Annotated in this window: 22 protein-coding genes; all 22 read right to left on the bottom strand. The window is 46.4% G+C overall.

Annotated elements, in window-relative coordinates:
- Positions 1-4: 4 nt before the first annotated feature.
- Positions 5-628: a hypothetical protein gene (locus tag DIU38_RS09390; protein WP_112652469.1), complete on the bottom strand. Its 624-nt coding sequence runs from the start codon at positions 626-628 to the stop codon at positions 5-7.
- Entirely contained in the window at positions 628-1,428 is an 801-nt protein-coding gene (locus tag DIU38_RS09385) for a DUF4099 domain-containing protein (protein ID WP_112652470.1), read from the bottom strand. The genes DIU38_RS09390 and DIU38_RS09385 overlap by 1 nt, the downstream gene beginning before the upstream one ends.
- A 5-nt stretch (positions 1,429-1,433) precedes the next feature.
- Entirely contained in the window at positions 1,434-2,705 is a 1,272-nt protein-coding gene (locus DIU38_RS09380) for a zincin-like metallopeptidase domain-containing protein (RefSeq protein WP_112652471.1), read from the bottom strand.
- 4 nt (positions 2,706-2,709) lie between these two features.
- Positions 2,710-3,183, bottom strand: coding sequence for a M23 family metallopeptidase (locus DIU38_RS09375; RefSeq protein ID WP_112652472.1), 474 nt, complete (start codon positions 3,181-3,183; stop codon positions 2,710-2,712).
- Between the two features lie 2 nt (positions 3,184-3,185).
- Complete coding sequence (locus DIU38_RS09370) at positions 3,186-5,207, bottom strand: type IV secretory system conjugative DNA transfer family protein (RefSeq protein ID WP_112652473.1); 2,022 nt, start codon at positions 5,205-5,207, stop codon at positions 3,186-3,188.
- Positions 5,208-5,370: 163 nt separating this feature from the next.
- Complete coding sequence (locus DIU38_RS09365; RefSeq protein ID WP_112652474.1) at positions 5,371-6,165, bottom strand: DUF4099 domain-containing protein; 795 nt, start codon at positions 6,163-6,165, stop codon at positions 5,371-5,373.
- A 55-nt stretch (positions 6,166-6,220) separates the two neighbouring features.
- Positions 6,221-7,069: a DUF4138 domain-containing protein gene (locus DIU38_RS09360; RefSeq protein WP_112652475.1), complete on the bottom strand. Its 849-nt coding sequence runs from the start codon at positions 7,067-7,069 to the stop codon at positions 6,221-6,223.
- Entirely contained in the window at positions 7,069-8,229 is a 1,161-nt protein-coding gene (traM, locus tag DIU38_RS09355) for a conjugative transposon protein TraM (protein WP_112652476.1), read from the bottom strand. Before traM ends, DIU38_RS09360 begins: the two co-directional genes overlap by 1 nt.
- A complete protein-coding gene (locus tag DIU38_RS09350; protein WP_112652477.1) occupies positions 8,226-8,654 on the bottom strand; it encodes a hypothetical protein in 429 nt (142 codons plus the stop codon). The genes traM and DIU38_RS09350 overlap by 4 nt, the downstream gene beginning before the upstream one ends.
- Positions 8,632-9,246: a conjugative transposon protein TraK gene (gene traK, locus DIU38_RS09345; protein WP_208057541.1), complete on the bottom strand. Its 615-nt coding sequence runs from the start codon at positions 9,244-9,246 to the stop codon at positions 8,632-8,634. The genes DIU38_RS09350 and traK overlap by 23 nt, the downstream gene beginning before the upstream one ends.
- Positions 9,247-9,261: 15 nt before the next feature.
- Positions 9,262-10,425: a plasmid transfer protein gene (locus tag DIU38_RS09340; protein ID WP_091207670.1), complete on the bottom strand. Its 1,164-nt coding sequence runs from the start codon at positions 10,423-10,425 to the stop codon at positions 9,262-9,264.
- Between the two features lie 3 nt (positions 10,426-10,428).
- Positions 10,429-11,211, bottom strand: a complete 783-nt coding sequence (locus DIU38_RS09335) for a hypothetical protein (RefSeq protein WP_112652478.1) — start codon at positions 11,209-11,211, stop codon at positions 10,429-10,431.
- Positions 11,208-11,870, bottom strand: a complete 663-nt coding sequence (locus tag DIU38_RS09330; RefSeq protein WP_112652479.1) for a hypothetical protein — start codon at positions 11,868-11,870, stop codon at positions 11,208-11,210. The genes DIU38_RS09335 and DIU38_RS09330 overlap by 4 nt, the downstream gene beginning before the upstream one ends.
- Positions 11,870-12,532: a hypothetical protein gene (locus tag DIU38_RS09325; RefSeq protein ID WP_112652480.1), complete on the bottom strand. Its 663-nt coding sequence runs from the start codon at positions 12,530-12,532 to the stop codon at positions 11,870-11,872. Before DIU38_RS09325 ends, DIU38_RS09330 begins: the two co-directional genes overlap by 1 nt.
- A complete protein-coding gene (locus DIU38_RS09320; RefSeq protein WP_243770775.1) occupies positions 12,529-13,197 on the bottom strand; it encodes a hypothetical protein in 669 nt (222 codons plus the stop codon). The genes DIU38_RS09325 and DIU38_RS09320 overlap by 4 nt, the downstream gene beginning before the upstream one ends.
- Positions 13,198-13,224: 27 nt before the next feature.
- Entirely contained in the window at positions 13,225-15,678 is a 2,454-nt protein-coding gene (locus DIU38_RS09315) for a TraG family conjugative transposon ATPase (protein WP_112652481.1), read from the bottom strand.
- Positions 15,656-15,964: a plasmid transfer protein gene (locus DIU38_RS09310; RefSeq protein WP_112652482.1), complete on the bottom strand. Its 309-nt coding sequence runs from the start codon at positions 15,962-15,964 to the stop codon at positions 15,656-15,658. The genes DIU38_RS09315 and DIU38_RS09310 overlap by 23 nt, the downstream gene beginning before the upstream one ends.
- A complete protein-coding gene (locus DIU38_RS09305; RefSeq protein ID WP_091207688.1) occupies positions 15,964-16,272 on the bottom strand; it encodes a DUF4134 domain-containing protein in 309 nt (102 codons plus the stop codon). The genes DIU38_RS09310 and DIU38_RS09305 overlap by 1 nt, the downstream gene beginning before the upstream one ends.
- Before the next feature lie 92 nt (positions 16,273-16,364).
- Positions 16,365-16,661, bottom strand: a complete 297-nt coding sequence (locus DIU38_RS09300; RefSeq protein WP_112652483.1) for a DUF4134 domain-containing protein — start codon at positions 16,659-16,661, stop codon at positions 16,365-16,367.
- A gap of 5 nt (positions 16,662-16,666) precedes the next feature.
- Positions 16,667-16,987 carry a hypothetical protein gene (locus DIU38_RS09295; protein WP_112652484.1) on the bottom strand — a complete coding sequence of 107 codons (321 nt, stop codon included), beginning with the start codon at positions 16,985-16,987 and terminating at the stop codon, positions 16,667-16,669.
- Positions 16,984-17,322 (bottom strand): hypothetical protein, encoded by a 339-nt coding sequence (locus DIU38_RS09290; RefSeq protein WP_112652485.1) that lies wholly within the window; start codon positions 17,320-17,322, stop codon positions 16,984-16,986. Before DIU38_RS09290 ends, DIU38_RS09295 begins: the two co-directional genes overlap by 4 nt.
- Entirely contained in the window at positions 17,315-17,950 is a 636-nt protein-coding gene (locus DIU38_RS09285; protein ID WP_112652486.1) for a ParA family protein, read from the bottom strand. Before DIU38_RS09285 ends, DIU38_RS09290 begins: the two co-directional genes overlap by 8 nt.
- Positions 17,951-17,956: the final 6 nt, after the last annotated feature.

Genomic DNA, 17,956 nt, shown 5'->3' with positions numbered 1-17,956 from the left:
GCCATTAATGATTTTTTTCGGCGAGCAAAAGCTGCAGCCAGTTGAGATGATCTGTGGGTTTCGATGTGCCACACCGAAAGCGAAAACCTGCATGTTTACTGAAAGCGTTCAGGCTGAAATATTCAGCCTGAACGCGGTAAGCCTGGTTCCTGAAAAATATGTCAAGGTAATCCGCATCATGGCGAATTGAAATGGGTTTCCTTCGGATCGCGGCGGCGATGCTTAAATCCATTACCGCCCCTAAAAGGCTATTTTCGGTGGCAAGTACATAAGATTTGTGTTTACCGAGTGTGCTGAGCCTGGCACGCTTGATCAGCGATAGCGCAGTGCCAGTTGACAGTAACAGAAGGTTGTCGAGGTCAATAAATGCCGGAGCATGAAAATGCAGCCAGGCGACGGCTTCCATCGCCGACGTAGCTATCACTATTCTCTTTATTGTGGCAATGTTTTGTGCGCCAGCTTGCCAGAAATCATCGGTTACCGGCACCCGGTGAAAGCCTATGCCGTAAATCTCGGCTTCGTTACCATATTTAAACAGGATGTTTCCGGCATCATCAGACTGAAAAGATGGTGCCAGCCAAGCTTGAATTTGCGGGTTTATGCCAAGCCATTCCAGGTAAGGATGCATTATCTGGAGCCGGTTCGGGAGTACGAACGTTCGTATTCCTTATTATTGCTTTCAGGCTTCTGCGCCATGGTTTCCCGGCGATCCTGCTTTTGAAACTGTTCGAGATCGCTGTAATAGCCTTTGCTGTTCTCTGTAGCTTTGGAATCATGCTCTTTCTGTCCGAACAGTGCTTTAAGGCCGTGATAAACGGCATAAGTCAATCCGCCATCCATGATGATGGAGGCTATCAGTAACATTTTGTTGGAGCGCAAACCTTCCTTTTCTTTCGCTGAAAACTGAACCTTTGTGCCGTCTTGTAATTCGACTTCTTTGCCTTTTCGGTAACGTTCCTTTTGATCGAGTGAGAGATCCTCACCATTGATGCGGTCAGGTACCAGGATACGGCTCTGATCAGTTACGATAAACTCATTGGTTTCTTCATCAAACTCAATAAGGATATCCTGCGGATCTCCTTCATCGTCAAAAATCATTTTCTCAATGTTGGGTACGTGCCCTTCTTCGAGGTTGAGGGCTTCGGTATCCGTCAGAAAAGGCAGTTGGGGCGCTTCTTTATAAATCGGATGAACCATAAGTTCCAGGCCCCCTTCCTTAGCAGGCCGAACAGAGAGTTTGGCATCAAACTCGGGCAGGTTAAGTTCCGGTGCGAACTGATTTTTAAGGCGCAGCATTTCCGTGCGCCTGCCGGATAATAAAGTCATCAGGTTATCCTGGTCAATGGTTAACTTTCCTTCCCTGGCAAGACCGACCTTTTCCAGTTCATTGTATGGAAGCTGTTGCGCTTCATAGAGTTGTTGTTTCATGTAGCTTATCGTTTAAAACGGTTACCGGTATTGTGTTCGATCTCCTGAGCAACTACAGGTTCATTGTCCTGCTGCTGGCCTTCTTTGTTGCCTTGCTGCTCAGTTTGTCCATCTCGTTTTTCGCCCTGCTGCTGATATTGTTTGTGGTCAAGCGTTTCGGCGCTACCAGGACTATTTAGCTCTTTAAGCAGAGATTTATAGAGGCCCATCGATGGGGTAATCCTGATTTTCTGATGGCTGGTCAAGTCTTCAATCTTGACCGCATTTTTCGATTGTTTTTCAAGGATCTTGTAGGTGGTATTATTGTAGGGGATTTCCAGGCCTACCTCCAGTTTACCCGATTGAGATTGGTTTTGCTTTTGTTCCTGGCTTACTTCCTGTTTTTGTGCTGGCTGACGTTCATAAAGCATGACATAATCGGCAATCTTTTGTGCGTCGTTGGCTGCGTTAAATAATTCACCTGGTTCTTGTGCAATTAGTTTGGCCCAATCCTTCGTCATATTAGCATGTTCGCCAAGTTCGTAAGGCAGGTTAAGCTGTGCGCTCATAAAAACTGCTGCAATGTTGGTGCGGAGTGATTCCCTGACGATCTGATCTGCTTGCGGCAGATCTGTTTCCGGACGGTTAAGCCTGGTTTCATGGGAGGTAGCTGCGGCAACCTCACGTAACGCGGCGGCATAGTATAACTCCGGTTTCTCGAAGTCTTCCATTGATGGAATTTGAATGGCATCCTGCTTGCGGTCATAAGTGGTCATCAGGCCCGCAGGTTCAATTTTGATCTGGCTGTTTTCGATAATGATCTGCGCCCGCTCCATTGGCGTTTTTTCATGCGGTTTCACCTCACCGGATTTGAGGTTCATCAGGTCTTTACCGTTGAACATCCTCGCTGTTACCGCGACTGGTTCATCCAGTTTGACCCGCTCCATTTTTGGTGCGCCGTTTTCTTTCACTACGGGCTGGCCGTTTTCAGTCTTTTGGCGTAGTTCACGCGTTGAATTAAATTCGATATCAACACCATAGGCACCGCGCTTTACCGGGGTACGATTGAATTTTGCCTGGTCATAGGTGAGCCAGCGGGGATCGCGCCGGTTCTGCATGATCAGCACCAATGCTGCTGCCCCTCGATAAGGTTGCTTTGTACGCGCATTGATTGGCATATTAAACTGAGATGTACCATCTTCTCTGATGGCTTTGGTGAAGATCGATCTGTCTTCATTTAACAGGCCAGCCATTTTTTCGGCAACCTGTTCTGATAGCGGTTTTTGATTTTCGCTCATGGGATTAATGATTAATTGTTTTTTGATTTTTTAATGCTGCTGATAGAAAATTCAGCGGATTGATATACCAGTTATAGTACCGGATGGAAAAATGCAGGTGCTCAGCGGTGACCCTGCCCGTTGCACCGCTGATGGCGATGGGTACACCACCGGCTAATGAATCGCCGGTGGCAACCAGGCACATGGAAAGGTGCCCATAGATGGCGCAGAACGGGCCATTTTGTATTTTAATAAAAATGCCGATTAAAGGATGATAACCAATGGAAACTACCCGGCCTGAAAAGGCTGCATAAACGGTGTCCCTTTGTGCACGGAGGTCTACACCCTCATGAAAACAATCTTTGCCTGTTAAAGGATGAATGCGATTGCCGAAGGATGAGGTTACACGGAGTTTTTTCAGTGGTAAGCTCACTTGCGCACAAGTGATGCCCCTCATAGCAAAGAGCGCAGCTACGACGAGGGAACAAATTCGCTTCATGGCTATTTTTTCTTAATGACAGATTGATTTTCGTTCACGGGCGCTGTTGCGGGAGGCGCATTTTTTTGGCGGAACTGGCTGACAATCGCCTCCGTTTCGCTGTTGATGCGATTGAAGTTCTGGCGCAGGATTTCATCCTTTTTATCGCCGAAATGATAATAAACCGGAAGGTCGCGATAGTTCTTTTCTTCGAGTGCTATTTCCTCCGCATTCAGATTAACGCGGCAATTAATCGCCGAAGTTTCAAACTGACCGGTGTAGGTTTCCTGAACGTCGGCAGCCAAGAGGCCGACCATTTCGCCAGTATTTAAAGATGCCATTTTACCCGCCGGTATCAGGGCCTCAAGCTTTTCCTGTAGCGATGTAGAGGTTTTGTTGCGGTCAATGGAAAGACTTTCACCGATCTGTTTGGATTTACCAAACAGGCGTTCGAGCCAATCCAGTGTTTCTTTATTTCGCACCGCACCGGCCAGTACATTGCCCACTACGGAGGTAATTGTTGCCGCTGTTTCTTTGCCATACTGCTGATTGAACTGCGGCAACTCCTGTAATCCCATTAAAATGGCCACCTTGTTACTTCTGGCAACTGCGAGCAGATTTTCTACCCGGTGGGTATACAGCGTAGGTATTTCATCGATAACCAAAGCTGAAGGTAAATTACCCTTGTTGTTGATTAGTTTGGTGAGCCGGTTCATGACCACAGAGTAACAGGCCGAATTGATATTCTGGGTATTGGGGTCATTTGCGATCACCATCATACCAGGCGTTGCCGGGTCGGAAATCTTCAGGTTAAAATCGTCCCCGGAGAATACCCAAAAAGTTTCCTTTGTTGCTAAACGGCTGATGAAGATTTTGAGGGTGCCGACCTGCCCCTCCAGCTGATCGAATGCTTTTGCCATAAAAGCGCTCTTAAATGGAGACAGCAACGAAACCAGTTCCGGTTCAGAAAAGAGGGTATTGAAAATATCCTCATAGGAATGATTCAAAAATGATAATACATGCGGCATGCTCGAAAACTTACCGGCCTGGTGCTTACTAAAAAAGTAAATGCAGGCAGACAGAAAGTTGATGGCCGATTGCGTAAAAAACTGGTCGCTGCCGCCTGATTTATCGCCTTTCTTCATCGCCTCTACCAGACCTTCGGCGCTCTCCGACGCATCGGCGAGGGATTGAAGGTAATCGCTTCGCCAGGGATTAATGCGCCTGCTTCGCTCAGGATCGGTCAGGTTGATCACATGGAAACTATGCTTCTGGCATTTTCCATGCTGTTTGGCGAGCAGGTAATGGTAATAAGCAACCTTACCTAAATCCGGGTACTTATAATCATATAAACAGACACAGAACTCTTTGGCGATTATTTGCCGCAGGTATGGGCAAACAATCCCATAGGATTTTCCAGATCCTGGTACGCCTATAAGAAGCACTCCCTTGAAGGGGTTGGCTATCGGTATATACCCATTATGCACTTTCTTATTGTAATAGAATTGCATCGGGATGTTGACCGAATAAGGCGTTTCCACCGGCTTGAGCGGCTGCATAAAGCTTTCGCCCTCCACGTTCCATTTATCCTTGCCGAGGCCGGTGCGAATAAATTTGGAGATATTGTCACAGCTAACGCTAACCATGATGGCCCCTATTAAAGAGGCCGCCATATAAATGAGGTTAAACCAACTGGTATGGCTGAAAGCGTCGCCGGAAGGCCGGTTGCAGCAAATGGTGCTACCAAAAAATAGCACCAGGCCGATGGCCAATGGATAAAGGATCTGAGTTTTTGGATTGAGGTCTGTTTGCTTTTTTGCTAAAGTGCCTACACTGACCAGGCAAATCAGCAGTAGCGTTGAGAGTTTACTGTAAAGCAATTGCCGGTAAATGGGTATCTGGCTGATCTTATCGAGCGCATGCTTTAGGAGGCCCCAGAATGGGGCTTCGCGGTAAACGAACACGCAAAATTCCAGCGCGATGGAGACATAGATCAGGCATTGCAAAAAGCCGTGCAGGCGTTGTTGCTCACGTGTTTCTTCCATAAAATTGAAGTATTTGAGAATTTGAAAAGCAGAAGCCGGTGGCGCTGTTACCGGGAGGTGTAAACTGTTGAGCGCAGCCTATCAGGTGTTTAGGTTGTAGGCTATCTAATTGGGATGAAGAACGATCCTGCTCAAGTCAGCCTGCTTAGCGCTGGTTACCGGTTTATCGCGACCTGCGATAGGAATTGGTTTGGGTTTCGGCCTCCGATTGATTATCAGGAACTATAGGTTGTTCCATTTCAAGCGTCTGCATGTTAGCGAGGGTATTTAAATAGGCATTAGTTGGCGGGTGTTCCTGGTAGTCGTGCGAATAATCCCTTAGCGTTTTCAGGTTATAAAAGGAATTGTATATTTCCTCGCCATTGATGTTTACGGTAGCAATTAGTTCATTTTTGTTGGCCCGCATGCCCTGGGAGTCGGTAGCTGTAAATTGCAGCCTGGTGCTATCTGGTAATTCAATGATCTTGCCCCGCTTATAATCCTCCTGCTGCTCTTTGGAAAGCTGATAGCCGTTAACCTGATCCGGTGCAATAAGATCGTTCACATTAGTTTCCAAGAATTGATTGGTTTCGCGATCAAGCTCAATCAGCACGTGTTTGGGTAAACCGTCTATAGCGGTAATATGCTTTTCGATAACCAGTTGCCGGCGGGATTCCAAAAGGTTCATTTCTTCATTTGACAGGTGAGTTGGGCCGGTGCTTTGTAAATACACGGGGCTAATCAATAAAACAGGTACGCCATGTTGATTCCTGATAAGCGATAGTTTTGCCTGAAGTGAAGCAATCTTCATTTCTGCAAATTCCAGGTTTCGCAGCTCAACAAGGCGTGTCCGTCGTCCACCTAACAAGGCATCCTTATCGGTGGGTTCAAGAAAGATAAGGTCACGTTGAACAAGCCCTACGGCTGCGAGGCTTTCTAATGGCAAGTCCTTTTCGCTAAATGATTGAGGATTGAACATATTGTTTCTTTTAGGAGATAATGTACTTCGGTCGATAATAGGCCATGCCTATGCTTTATCTGGCTGACGGGATGATGTCAGCGTTAAGTATCTCTTTATAAGGGATACAGAGCGAAATCACCCTGCCTGACAATTGCTTTTCATTAAGTTCAACCCGCAATACCTTATTGCCAGGAAAGGTGAATTTTTTGAACACAAAAATGTTCCGGTAATGACGCGCAAATTGGGTCTGGTCAAAAAGAATAAATTCCGGTTTTATTTCGAGGGCCTGCACGGTTGAGGCTTTGGTAACCTTCCGATCTTCGATTGCAAATCGAAAATCATCAATTTCATAGCTCAGCTTGCTTCGGTTGACATAGCCCAGATCAAGAAAGATATAATCGCCGAACGTGTATACATGATTAAGCCTGGCTTTGATATCGAATGCTTTGGCGCGCCGTAGGTTGGCTTCCGGGCGAAAACAAAGCAGGTTCGTGCTTAACCTTTTAAGTTCTGGCTGAGATAGACTAACCCCTATATCGAGCGGCCTCGTCTCCGAGGGTTGAATTTCGATTTCAGATTGGATGGCCCCCCCATCCGACGCAGACCATTCAATACGGTATTGCGCCAAAAATTTTTCACCGGCGATGGTTACTATGGCTTCACGGCCAGTAATTTTTGACGAATCCGAACGATAACGGATACGCAGTACGTTTTTTACCGGCAGATCTCCGACAATACTTTTAGAGGAAATATCCACGTATTGAATAGGTTCAGGGGAAATAAAGTGTACCGAAAGGCTGTCGGGTAAATAAACCACGGGTAAGTCTGATTTATGGGTGCCCTCGGGCAAATTAATTTTTTGGGCATAGGAATGCAGGGCCGCTATGAAGATAGCAGCGAGCGTAAACAGGAAATTTTTCATTACTGATTTAAGTTTTTAGTGTCAATGAGGTAGATGTAACTGTTGTATTTGATTTTCGCCTTGTTTTTGCGAATGGCCGAGGCGATGGCGTTCGATGTCGATTGAAAGAGTTTGCTGGCGGTGCTCATTAAAAACTGGCTGCCGGAACCGGAACCGTTGTCGATGGATACCCCTTGTATGGAATTAGTGCCGAGATCTTTGGTAAAATCCCTGAATTGAGAATCGGGCACATAAAGGCCGGGCAACCCATCCTGGTCATAAATATCCAGCTTAACAGGGAGCATCTGGCCATTATACAGTATTGACCTCACTGTGAGCACCACGCGCTGACCGGAAAAGCCACTGATGAGCGCATAAAGGTAACTGTCTTTAGGTACAGTCACCTTTCCGGCTACAATGGGTTCTAATAACCGTAGCCGGATGCGTGAACCAGCGTAACCCGTTATATTTTCATCGATCATGGCCGTGATAAAAGATTGATCCTTTTGCGGTTTGATGGTGTTAAACTCATCAGTCGATTCGCTGAATTTGACGACACTTAGCGTTTGGTCTTCGGCCTTTTTCTGCTCTGCTTTTAATTTGGCTTCCTGCTGTTCCTTCTGGTAATTTGGATCGCTTAACTTCTTGATGCTATCCATGTAGGCCATTTGCTTTTTGAACAGTTCCATCGGGTCTTTCTCGCCGGGCTGCGGAGTGCCACTATTAAGCGGCGGCTGGGATTTTTTCTGATGTGAGATCAGGTTTAAAGCATCGGCCATTTGCTGGTCATGACTATTATAGGTGCTTTTGGGAATTTGTGTTTTTGATGTCGGCATGATGAAGCGTTGTTTCATCACGCTATCGATGGAATCCAGTTGTCTTTTTTGGCGGGTGGCGGTGCTCATACCGCCATTGCCTGGTGCTTCAGATGGTATTGGCGATACGGCCGAATTACCATCCGCATTCTTGTACCTGTCCCGGTATGCGTCGAGCTTGTTTTCGAGGTTGCGTTTTTTGATATCGGGGGAAACGTCCGCCACCGTGCTGTTGAAGCCAGCTTCCTGTTTCACCTGCTTTTTGTTTTTCGACGCGCTGCTATGATAGACGTAGAAAAACAGGCAAAGGAAAGGCAGCGCCAGCAACGGAAGAATGTACTTGGGTTGTCGGAGATTGATTTTCATTTTCTTTGATTGAATTTGTGGTTGAGTTTTTGAAAGCTGTCAAGAGCGGTATCGAGCCTGGCACTGTCCGCGCCGGTTAGCTGTTTCTTTTCTGATAGGCTGTCGATCATTTTGCGGAGGGCAAGCATTTCCTGAATTGCGTTACCGGCAGCCATGATTTGCTGAAATCCACCGGTAATGGGCGATTTTGCAATAACCGTTTTAGGTGGGCGTATGGTTATATGAGGCGATCTGTGAGACGTTAGAATGATGATCACCGAAAGCAGCATACTGGCCACCATTACCCAAAAGATGGCTTTCGTGTTTTTAGCAGCGAACTGGCCGGCTGTACTTTTTGCCCTGTCCAGATAAGGTGCGAACTCTTTTTTAAGTTCGGAATAGACCGTATCCCTGGGATCACGGTCAGAGCGTATTTTTTTGAACATCCTGCAAGTCTTTATTTTCAAGTGTTTTCCAGCCACAGATGAGAACCCCATGAGGGTTGTTGTCGCTTCGGGGGATATCTTTCAGGTAGCCTTCGGTTATCAGTGAGCGAATAACGGTGGAGCTGCGGCGGTCGATTTTAAGTTTACCATAGTACCTGAAATATTTACGGTTGAGGTCAAGGCTGATCGAATCCGTAGTGAGCGTTAGTACCGAACTGGAAGACAGTATAGAGTTGAAATACCCGTTTTCCTTGAGATTATTGTATTCTTGCACGCCGGATTCGTCAACCAGGTACATTGCTTTTTTCAGCTGGTAATCGATATATTTATCGTCCGGTGTAAGGGAAAAGAACAGGCTATGAAAGCGTTCGATATCTGCCCGGTATTCCACTGGGCGGTTAACGGCGACATCTGTTTGATTCGCCATGATGGGGATGTTACCTGCCAATATGTAAATACTCTTGCGGGCATCGGCCGCCTGCCGGCTGGCGAATGCCAGCGCGGTGACAGCGATAATGATGGCAGTCAGGAAACTACCGCACGCTAAAAAAGTGGCCAACTTTATTTTGGCTTCAATGTTCTTGATGATCATAAAATTGGAGTTGGGTTAAATAAAACTGCCGGAGACCCTGCGGCCGACAGCGAAAACGGTAGCGGCACCACGGCTGGCGCTGGAGGTGGCCGAGCTGATACCGGAGGTAGAGATGATCCAGGTGGAGATACTCGGAACGGTAAACATGCAGATGGCACCGATCAGGAAAACGATAATTACCGTTCCAAAGGACAGGATGCCGTTACCCGCAAACCACGCAAGCTTTTCAAGGTCGGCGCTGGCACCATTCTGGCCAACCAATACCTGGTAGCGACTGATTTCCGATTGCATGCCGTATTCCTGCATCAGGGCGCAGAGATACATGATGAGGTAACCAATTCCGGAGTACAGGTTCACGGATATAAAACGGGCGATCCAGGTACTGAAACTGTCACGGAAAGCAGGAAGTATGCTGGCTGCGACGGAGAACGGCCCGAGTATCACCAATATCGATGAATAGATAATCTGAATCATAAAGATGATGTACACCGCTATCCTAAGAATCCAGATCGCGAGCAGTTCGAGCAGCTCCGTGACGAGTAATTGCATCCCCACTTGCAGCCGGTTTTTCAACTCCAATAATGGCGAAACCACATCAGAAATACCCTGTTTTACAGTGCTGGTAACAGAATCCCAAGCCTGCCCGTACCAGGTATCACTTTCTTTTTCAGCAACCTCGGTTTGTGCCTGGTAAGTGATGAGCGAATTGGCCACCGCTAAGATGAGGTTGGCACGTTGAAACCGTAAACCTTCCACATTTTGCTGTTCACTCTCGAACATCTGATCTGTTTGCGCCTGCACGAGGTCTGTAGGAAAAGCGATCATTTTTACGAAAGCGCCCCACCAGATGATGACCATGGCCAATGCGAAGGGTCGTAACAGCGGCATGATCTCCATTTTTTTATCGCCGACCATCATTTCGTAAGATTTTACAGAAAAAAATATGATCATAAATATGGCTGCAAGCGCCTGCGCGTCGCCGATGAACAAACCGAAGTGCGACCAAATGGAATCTTTAAGGCCACCTAAAAAGGTCATCATACCGTTTTCATAGATACCGTCACCCTGAAGGAATTGAATTGATTGTTTATAATTGGCTGTGTCGATGGTATTCTGCGCAAAACTTCCGGTGGCCATGACCAGGAAGAGCATGGATAGTAGAATGATTTTCTTTTTCATGAGTTAGTATTTTGCGTGCTGTAATACTTTATTGGCAATCTGTACATCCGTTTGCGGCGACCATGGGCCGGGGTTTACGGCTGCTGTTTTGATACGGTGCTGTTGGCTTACCATTTGGATATCCTTCTGTGCGGCCGAGATGCGAATGTTCCAAACCCCTGCAAGACGCTCATATTCTTTCAGCATCCGGTAATAAGCCATAATACGGGACCCGCGATCCATGTCGGTCGTTCTGGCACCGTTTAACCTTTGCTGGAGCATGGACAACTCGTTGGTATACCAGTTATAAGTACCCTCGGTGACCAGCTTGGCGCTGACCTCCGTGGGAAGCGCACCGAGCAGCGATGCTGCTGAAAAGTTCAGTAATGGCTTAAACTGCTGGTTATAGTAGAGCAGCCAAAGCGGATCGGTATCTGATAGCAGGCCGGATTGACTGGCGATTTGTGAAAGTGCCGTGTTGCGTACGGTGTCGGATTGCAGTTTGTATTTGTTATCGATGCTGTTTTGCGTACCTACCAGGGCGAGGCGTTGTGTTTGCGGCCCGGTGGCTGACAGGGGCCTGAGATCAGTTTTGTGATAATTGGGATAAAAGAACCCCCATATCAGCCAGTAATAAGGGTTGAGACTTAGAAAGCCAGCTTTCGGATCAAATTTGTTCTGATCCCATTGCAGGTACACCATCCGCTGTTCCTGATGAATGATCGCTTTATCGTTGATCTCTTCCTGTGCGTTTGCTTTAAAAATGAATAAGCAAACGAGGACTGACAGTATAAATAATTGTTTCATTGTTGCAGGTATTTGGATTTGGTAATAATTTGGCTGGCGAGGTTCAGATCTTTGTTGACCCAGGCCTGATAGGGATTAACAGAGGCGATCAATCCACGGGTTTTCGCCCAGAACATCGCGCGGTAAGCACCATAGGCAAGCGCATCGATGATTTGTAATTGTTGCGTAACCTTGCGTAATAACTGATCCCGGCTATTATAATCGGCAAGTACATTATTACCTTCCTTCAAAACATAGCCGGACACATCACTGACGAGCGCAATCGCCCGGGCCTGCATCTGCTGCTGGATATTTTGGGTAAAGAGCAAAAGCGCTGGCTGAGCCTTTGCCATTTCCAGGCATTGATTGAGATTATTAACCATGTCGGCGATAATAACACTGAGATTTTTGACCGCAAGGCCATCCTTCAGTGCGGAATTTACGTTGACCAAACCATTGTAAATAATATTCTGCGCCAGCACGACAGAACTTACATTGGTGTTCATTGTATTCAGGTTGCCATTGATTTTTCCTAAATACTGATTGTGTGTAGATTCTGCCGAACTGCGCACCAACCCATTTTCAATAACCGCTGCAAAGTGCTGCGGGTCGAAAACGATTTCCTGCGCCCTGGCCTGTAACAGGCCAAGGCATAGGGCAAACACTAAGAAACTTTTCATTATTTGAGATATTTGGCGTTTTGGAGAATGTTGTTAACCATGCTTTTATCCTGATCGACCCAGGTTTGAAACGGGTTAACTGATTTAAGTACCGAAGCCAGATTGGAATATTGCAACAGGTTGAGAAGGTTCCCGGACAATTCCTGAATACGGCTAAGCTGCTGAATAATGTAGTCGACCAGCAATTTACGGTCGGATTGTTTCATCTGGTTTACATCACCGTAGGATAAGATCAGGCCTGCGACGTATCCCGAAAGCGCTTCCGCTTTTTCGGCAAATTCAACTTCCGTATGATAGCTTAATGGAATAATTGCCGGGTTCTTTTGTGCGAGTGCAATAATCTGTTGTTGATTATTGACTATTCGATTGATGACGGGTACAGCATATATGCCTACATCAGCAGCGCTGATGAGCGTACCGAGGGCATTGTAGCGGTTCTGGATGGTTCTATAAACCCCCTTAAGTTTGTCCAGTAGGGTTTCGTTGGCTTGTTCATTAGCGGTATTTACAGCCTGTTGATTTTTTGCGGCCACCTGCCTGCTATGCTCATCCTGAGATTCGTTAATCAGCTGGTACATACCTGGCAAGTCGAGTGCATTCTTTTGCGCCATTACCGGCAGGCTAAGGGAAAAGAGGCAGATGATCATGATGAGATTTTTCATTGCTTCAGGTATTTAGCGTTATTGATCACGTCTTTAGCGATGCGGACATCCTGATTCTGCCAGGTTGCCCAGGGATTAAGAGAGCGAATGATGCCATTCATTCTGGCCCAGTACATAACGCGGGACATACCATAAGCAATACCACGTAAAACCTGCATGTTGGAAGCGATGTGATTGAGCAGCCGCCCGCGTTCACCGGAGTCCATGAGATTCGCACTGCCGCCTTTCATGACATACGCGCTTACATCTGCTGCTAAGGCAACGGCCCTTGATTGAAAATCACGTGCTCCCTGTTCAGCAAAGAGCAGCAATACAGGGTTTGATTTTGCGTAGGTTAAAGCTTGCTGCACATCAGTTACAATGTCACTGCCGCATTCGGCAATGTCCTTAATGGTATAGAGATTGGAGATTACGGAAGCTACCTGGCTAAGCCCTTTATAAATATTGTTTTGCAGGTCATTGGCAACAGTCAACTGCCCGGTGAGTGCCAATTGACCCTTTGAGATCAGGCTGAGGTTGTTGTTGGTGGTATTGAGCTGGCCGTTGATCACCCCAGCATTCACCGCGATAGCGGCAGAGGTTGTAGGATCAACCACCAATTCCTGTCCGCAGACTTTATGTAAAAGCATAAAAAGTAGCGGAAAAAGCACTATCATCAGTTTCATGGTCGTTGTTTTAAGTTAATGGAATGGTTAAGCAGCTAAGGGCATACCGGTATTGTTGACCCGGCTTACAAATTGCTGAAGCTGAAGCCCGCTGTTTTTAAGGGCTTCCACGAACGCTTCAAGCGCTTTCGGATAAGTACCAAAATGATTGACATAGATTTCAACTGCAGATTTTTCCGGCTTTTCAGTGGTATAGGCGAGATATTGATATAAGGAAACCTCTACGCCATAAACTTCGCCGGTCGAGCCGCGTCGGATATACACTTCTTTGAATCTGCCCCGACCTTCCTGATTGTTCAATTGATGTATACTAAAGATCTTTTTGCGTTCCACCTCGTTGATGGAAAGCAAAGCGGCAATTTCATTATAGTTATCCTTAAACTTATTCTGATCGAGTAGCGTGATGGTATCGGAATTACTGATGATACTATCTTTAACTACCGCATTGCCAATGATGTCAGCCAATTCCTGGGTAACAACGATCACTTCACCCCAAAACTTCCTTACCGTTTTATAGAGGTATAAAAGATACCCCGCCATCAGCGGACTGGCGATGGCTTTCCAGGCCTCTTCCACAATCAGACATTTGCGCCGGTCGGAACGATAGCGCATTTTCTGGATGAACAAATCCATGATGGAGAGCGTAACTATCGGAAATAAAATCTTGTTCTCCTTTATGGAATCAATTTCATAAACAATAAACCGCTCATTAAATAGCGATTTGTCCGTTTGCTCGTTCAGTATGGTTTCAAACTCACCACCCCGATAAAACTTTTTAAGTACATATTTGAATTCGTCATGATCGAATGCGATCTGCTCCTCGGCTTTGATTTCCGGTATTTTTTTAAGGGCAAATTCATAGAAAGTGTTGAAGTTCAAAAGATGGTCATCTTCGTGGTCGTCGAACCAATAGTTAAAATAAGCGCTGATGGTATGCGCGATGACATCACGTTCAACCTGGCTGATAATGCCCTCGGCACCTTTCCAAAGCAGGCAGACCAGTGTAACCAGAAACTCCTTCTTTTCGATATTATATTCCTCCGGCGAAATCGCAAAAGGGTTCATCGTGATCGGCTTCTTATCGGTATAGGTGACGTATTTGCCGTTATAATATGAACATAGCCCGGAATATGAGTGACCGGTATCAACGATCACCATATCGGTGTTATAGAGCATTTTTTGTTCTATCAGCGAATTTTGATAAAATGATTTGCCCGAACCTGATGGGCCCAATGTAAAGGAGTTTCTGTTATTGATACGCCCTGTTCGCATGGGAAGATCAGAAGGATCGATAGCGATTGGGATGCCTTGCCGGTCAGTGAAGCGGACGGTATAATCTGACGGCTCATCTTTTGGCAGTGATTCTTTAAAAAAGAAACATAAAGCAGCGTCGCAGGTGGTCAGGAACCAGTCATAGTTTTTCAGTTCAACTGCATTACCGGGTAATACCGTTCTGAAAAGCTCCAGCTGGTTATAGGCGTTTTTGCTGGCAATAATTCCCAACCCAAACAGGCTGCTTTCAATATAATTTGCCGCCTTTTGTATTTCGCTTTTATCGGCCGCGATCAGGATATTAAAATGGCAGTTTACCAAGAGCTGGTTTTCACGGGCGACGTCCGTCAAAAGGTGGTCAATATCCTCCACGCAGGTTTGATTGGCCGGGTCTGGGATGCCGGAATGCCTTTTCTTTTTCAGCTCCAGTTTTCGGAGTGTAGCCGTTTGCCCCGGAATTTCGATCACCTGGTTATAGACGAGGCAATCACAGCCGGGAGCTTTAAAAAGGAATTGGAGCGCATCCACCGGAAACCCTTTAATGGTATCTTTTTCATTCCATTCCACATGGGTGGCAACCTCAGATGGTAAATCCATACTGTCGATATTGATAAGGCTGATACTCCTGACAGCACGGTCACCCATCAGCAATTCGGTATCATTCGGTGCAATATTGTTAAGCACTGTAGTTGGCTCACTGAAACTCATGCTAAGGATTTGCATAACCAGTTTATTGATCTGGCTTTCTTCGAGGATCTTGGGCTGCATACCCGCGCCGAGTAACAGATCGTACACTTTATTTACCGATTGGCTGAAGTCGATGAGCGCACGCTGATCGAAAACATAAAAGGCACCGCGTTTAACCTGCCGGGTAATGACGAGGTGTGTTTCGAGTTTGATATACCTTCGGCCGGCGAAGTGTTCGTTAAATTTTTGCTGTAAAAACTCCTTTGCAGGTTTGTTTGGATAAATGGCTTTTGAAAAGACATCTAATTTTTGCAATAGGTAGCCATCACCTAATATTTTGACGATGTTCAGTAAGAGGTTGTGATAATCATCGTAGGCCTCGGACTGCGCACCGTATTGCAGGACAGGATTTGAAACGGTAAGGATTGCTGAAAAATCACCATCAGTGCCATAAAGTAGGTCGATGCCGGACTCGCGGGCCACACCAATATAGGGTAGCTTAAACTCTGTTTTTGCTGCCATAAAATTTGAGTTTTTTAAGATTTGCGGGATGAATGAGGATTTGCCTGGATTGCGTTTTGGAGTGCAATCCTTTCTTCTGCTTGCCAGCGATGTAGATTAATCCACCGGTTACGCTACCGGCAAGCACGGCAGTACCGAGCCACATATTGACCAGGGCAATAGTTAAGGCACCCAGTACGAGGCCGATTAACAGGATGGCAATACCCCAGTAAATAAATTTGCCCTGGAAGCCTTTAAATACAAGGGGCTTTTGAAGCCCCTTGTAAACGGCGAATCGCTTAGCCATTAGTTAAGGCCGAAGAAGGCCTTGACAATCAGCGCAGAAACCACGAGAAAGACACATGACCCTCCCCATCCCATAATCTCTTTATTGATATCTTGATCTCCTGAATTCCATTTCGAGTAAACGCGAATAGCGCCCACGATACCGATAATACCGCCGATGACGAGCGCGATATTGCTGGCAGGATCTACATAGGTTTTAAGTGTTGAGGTTGCGGTATTTATACCAGTTACACCACTTTGGGCAAAAGCGGAAGCTGAGCCAAGGGCCAGCACTGTTAAGGTGGCCCATAGACGTTTCATTTTATTCATGAAAATGAGGTTATTAAGGGTTGGAAAAAAAGAAAGCGGCCCGGTGAACCGGAGCCGCTTTCAGGGTTGTTTAGATTAGAAAAATGATAGATTCAGATACCGAACAGGGCCTGCAAAAAGCCGCCTGCCAGTATCATAAAAATGGCCGCGAAGCACCAACCGGCCACAGCCTGATCTATGCGAGGATGTCCCATTTGCCAGTTGTGGTAAATACGCACCGCGCCTAAGATGCCGAAGATTCCGGCAAGGACAAGACTACAGTCGAGAGCGGAAAAAAAAGTTGAGCTTAGTTGCTGTTTGGCCTGGTTGATTTCGTCGATACCGGGCTGTGCGGAGGTTGATAGAGCTGACGCGACCAATACTGATACCAGTATGATGCGCTTGTTCATGCTGGTTAAAAACTTACTTCTTTGAGATAAACGATGGCCTCCTTTCTTGCCAGGCTGAAGACGTCTTTCAGCAGTACCCCACCCGAGGCAATCATTTCCGGGGCACTTAATTTCGGCCCTTGCGATATCGGGCTTGACGGGGCGGTATTGCCTCCAAACAGTTCGACCGCATTTAGCGGTACAACCGGCTCAGAAAAGGTGAGCTCGTGCGCGGCAGTCTTTGTGGCAGCCGGATCTTTATGGTTTAATGATTCAAAAAGAATGATTGCGGTGTAATAGAGGGCATAAATCGCCCCCAACCAGAGTAAAAAAGTTGTCCAGTTCATAATTCAATAGTTTGGAGGTATTGCTTGACGATAATTTTCAATTCGGGATGCTGTTCTAAAAACTGCTTCACCGCATAGCCGACCACTTTATTGACCTCGATACCCGAGGCCATTTTGAGATGATGCAGTAGTTGTGCTGTAGGTGTTTCAAACCGCACATGGATCATGCTTTTGTGGTCGGCAAGATCATAAGCCCGTAGCAGCTCAAGAACCGGCGCTGCTACCTGCTGCTTTTTCTCCTTCTTTTTTTGAGGTGGTGATTTTTCCACCGCTGGCGCATCCGGTTTGTTAATGCGATTGCGGAGCTGATCAGCCAGTGATTTAATTTCATGCATTTGGCTCCATTTTGAGGTGTTGTTTATACAAGCCATCGAAAACCGGCCGGACGGCGGGGAACACAGATATAGGTGTTTGAAATGTACTCGTCCGCTGAAAATCGATCCGATCAGGTATAGCAGCGGTGACCATACCGAATTTTTTCAATTGCTCGTCCACGTCAGATTGGGTGTCATAGCGGACGTTGGCTTTGATGCGGTTTGGAACGAACATCATTTCGCAGTCCGGGCACAATTTTTTGAAAACGACGGAAAAAAGTATGGTCGATTCAAAGCTGAATTCATCATAGGCAAATGGGCAAATCACGAGATCTGCGGATTTGAAAACCGGCAACAAGCCATCATCATCCAGTTTTCCAGGGAGGTCGATCAATACAAGGGTTTCGGGGTTAGATTTTATCAGTTCCAGTAAATCCGGGTAGTCTTCGAGTGAGGCCGCTACCACCTCATAAGGCTCTTCATTTTCAAGCACTTTGGCTTTTTCGTACTTCTGTGCGATGGACTGCTGATAGTCCATATCAATGACGGTCACTTTTCTTTTTTTGACCATGGTGAGGTAATTGGCCAGCAAAAGAGTAAGCGTACTTTTGCCGGCACCACCTTTTTGGTTGCCGATAATTATAATCATGATGTG

The organism is Mucilaginibacter metallidurans (assembly GCF_003286435.2).
Classification (GTDB): Bacteria; Bacteroidota; Bacteroidia; order Sphingobacteriales; family Sphingobacteriaceae; genus Mucilaginibacter; species Mucilaginibacter gossypii.
Note: the sequence above shows the minus strand (reverse complement) of the source record. Positions and strands in the feature narration are given on the sequence as shown.